Genomic DNA, 2,798 nt, shown 5'->3' with positions numbered 1-2,798 from the left:
TTGGTAAAATCGCAGAAAATTCCAATTTTCGCAGGTCCTACAGAGCCTTATAACCGCTTGTTATCACAGATTGCAAAAGGAGCCCAGGCTGATGTTATCATCTTTGCAGGTATTGGGTTGAAATTTGATGAATACCATTACTTTAAAGAACAATTATCGCAGTCTGGAAATATCGATAAAACAATCATGTTTACACACCTGGCAGGTGACTCACAGATTAAAGGATTAATGCTGCCGGATGTAGCCCTAAGTGTGGCACGAGAATTTGGTGATCAGGGAAAAGATGTATTGGTGTTATTAACTGATATGACTAACTGGTCAAACATCTTACGTAACGTGGCTAACTACCAGGATATGATTCCTTCTCTACAAGGATATCCAGGGTCATTATATTCAGAATTAGCTAAAAGATATGAGGTGGCTGCCGATATTGAAGGAGCCGGTTCCATTACCATTATTGGAGCAACAACGTTAGAATCTTTAGAAGATCCTGTGCCTGATAATACAGGTTATATTACCGAAGGTCAGTTCTTCCTTGAAAATGGCAAGCTGAAGTTAGCTCGTTCACTTTCGCGTTTGAAGCAAGGTGTGAATGGTAAAACACGTAGCGACCACCGTGCTATTATGACTGCTATGGCTTCTTTGTTAGCTGACGCTGAAAAGGCTCATGAAGCATCTGAGGTAGGTGCAGCGAATGACCCGTATTCGCAAAAGTTATTACGTTATCGTACTGACTTTATCGACAATATGGAGGAGCCATTTGGTGAGCCTATGGAACTGGAAGCAGCTTTGAATAAATGTTGGGCTATTCTTAAGCGCCATTTCGATCCTACAGAAACGGGCCTCAGTAAAAAACTGATTGAAGAATATTGGGATAAGAATTAATCGGTTATCTATTTAAAAAATGAAACGAACATGAATTTTAACATTCTAAATAGGTTTTGGAGAATGATTAAAATTCATCGAGAGTTCCATCTGGTAATTGAATATTAACATTAAACAGATGAAAGAAATGCACGATAATAAAGAAAACCTGGAAAAGATAGTTTCGAAGCTTAAAGAGCAAGGTATTGATGCAGGAGAGGCTGAAAAGCAACGCATTATCGAAGAGGCTAAGAAACAAGCTGAAGAAATTATTTCGAATGCTAAAGCTCAAAAGCAAACAATTATTGATGAGGCCAATGCCAAAGCTGAACAGGCAGAGAAGAATGCACAGATGGCTTTAAAGCAAGCTTCACGCGATATGGTTGAGGCAACCAAGATTGCCGTACTTAAATACATGGAATCGATCTTTGGCGGTATGAGCGAAAGTTTATTCACGCAAGATCAGTATTTGCAAGAATTGACTAAAGCAGTAATTGCTTCTGTCGAAGGCAACAAAACCATTTCTGTACCAGCTGAAACGCTAAAAGCCATGGAAGCGTATATTGCACAGGCAGGTTTAAAAGAACAAGTGGAACTGCAACCATTAGCCAATAATGAAGCAAAAATTGTAGTACAGTCAAAAGAGAATAGCGGGGTGCAGTTTGTATTAAGCGATAGTGATATACAACAAGCCATGTTTACCTTATTAAATAAAGATTTGGTTGAACGTATAACCCAAAACCAGGAGGCATAATCATGTCGAACTTGGTTTACCTAATGAGTAGTTTGCCATCATTGAAGTTTGGCCAGGTACCACCCATCACTATGGATGAGTTTACCCATGAAGCCAAAGATCAATTATCGGCAAAACACTTTAAGCAACTTGAACCGGTTGATATTTTTCAATCAGCCGATTCAGAAGGAAAGGTTGGCTTAAAAAGCATTGGTACAATGTTGGGAGAGTTGCAGGAAGATATTACTGAAATCCGAACAGCCAAAGCTCAAAGGCGAACCCCTGATTTAGCGCGACTTCCACTTGCTGTAGTTAACGCGAATCCATTGGAGCGAGAGAAGCTTATCATGCGATGGCAATGGGAAGAACTGGATACTATTCAGGCGGGCAAAATGTTCACATTAACGGATGTTATGGTTTATAAATTGCGATTACAGATATTAAATCGTTTAAACTCCTTTGATAAAGAACGTGGTTCGCAGGTATTGGCATCCGTTGTTAATCCACCAAAAAAGAAGGAGGAATAATGGCAGTAGCAAAAATAAAATATACAAAAACAGAACGCGCCCGTCAGAAAAAGATTCTGAAGGTGTCTTTACGCATGCTGCCTTTATTCGAAGCCATGGAAAAATCCTTGATGTCAACAATTAATACAATTGCTGAAAGAATTGAGGAAATCCGTTTGGAAATAAATAAAAACAATGAGGCGGCAGAGCCTTGGATTGCTGTAATGAGCGACTCACATGTGGATATTAAATCGTTTATTTCTGTCAACAAGGTTATCACGAAACACATTGATGTAGCTGGTGTACGTGTAGATCAATACGAAGGAGTGGACTTCAACGTGCAACCCATACAGGATGACACTCCATTATGGGTGGACGATGCGATAGAGTTAATGAAGGAGCAACTGCAGCTGATGGCTGAAATTGACTGTCTGGAAGAGCAGATTCGTTTGCTGGAAGAGGAACTCTTAGATGTACGTGCCCGTATTAAACTGTTCGAAAATCGTCGTATTCCGAATGCTAAAACAGCGATTCGGAAAATTGGTCAGAAACTACAGGATGATGAGCGTTTAACGATTGCCACAGCCAAAGTAGTTAAAACCAGTCAAAAGGAAGGAGTGATGGCATGATTACAAAAATGAAAAAACTAATGCTCTTCATGGCTCATCCTACCAATGATATGGATGATGATTTAA

4 protein-coding genes are annotated in these 2,798 nt (G+C 39.7%); all 4 read left to right on the top strand.

What is annotated here, in order from left to right; genetic code table 11:
• On the top strand, positions 1-885 hold an 885-nt coding region (locus AC4MRQ_RS25590; RefSeq protein ID WP_491200571.1), incomplete at its 5' end, for an ATP synthase beta subunit C-terminal domain-containing protein.
• 118 nt (positions 886-1,003) lie between these two features.
• Positions 1,004-1,618, top strand: a complete 615-nt coding sequence (locus tag AC4MRQ_RS25585) for a hypothetical protein (RefSeq protein WP_491200570.1) — start codon at positions 1,004-1,006, stop codon at positions 1,616-1,618.
• A 2-nt stretch (positions 1,619-1,620) separates the two neighbouring features.
• The gene (locus tag AC4MRQ_RS25580) at positions 1,621-2,124 is read left to right on the top strand and encodes a DUF2764 family protein (RefSeq protein ID WP_491200569.1); all 504 of its coding nucleotides are present in this window, start codon (positions 1,621-1,623) and stop codon (positions 2,122-2,124) included.
• Positions 2,124-2,732 (top strand): V-type ATP synthase subunit D, encoded by a 609-nt coding sequence (locus tag AC4MRQ_RS25575; RefSeq protein ID WP_491200568.1) that lies wholly within the window; start codon positions 2,124-2,126, stop codon positions 2,730-2,732. Before AC4MRQ_RS25580 ends, AC4MRQ_RS25575 begins: the two co-directional genes overlap by 1 nt.
• The last annotated feature ends 66 nt before the right edge of the window (positions 2,733-2,798 follow it).

The organism is Carboxylicivirga sp., assembly GCF_982718395.1.
This window is presented reverse-complemented; position numbering and strand designations above follow the sequence as displayed.

Excerpts from the sequence above, each read along its gene's own strand:
- AC4MRQ_RS25575 (WP_491200568.1), top strand. The coding sequence starts at position 2,124 with ATGGCAGTAGCAAAAATAAAATATACAAAAACAGAACGCGCCCGTCAG.
- AC4MRQ_RS25580 (WP_491200569.1), top strand. The coding sequence starts at position 1,621 with ATGTCGAACTTGGTTTACCTAATGAGTAGTTTGCCATCATTGAAGTTT.
- AC4MRQ_RS25585 (WP_491200570.1), top strand. The coding sequence starts at position 1,004 with ATGAAAGAAATGCACGATAATAAAGAAAACCTGGAAAAGATAGTTTCG.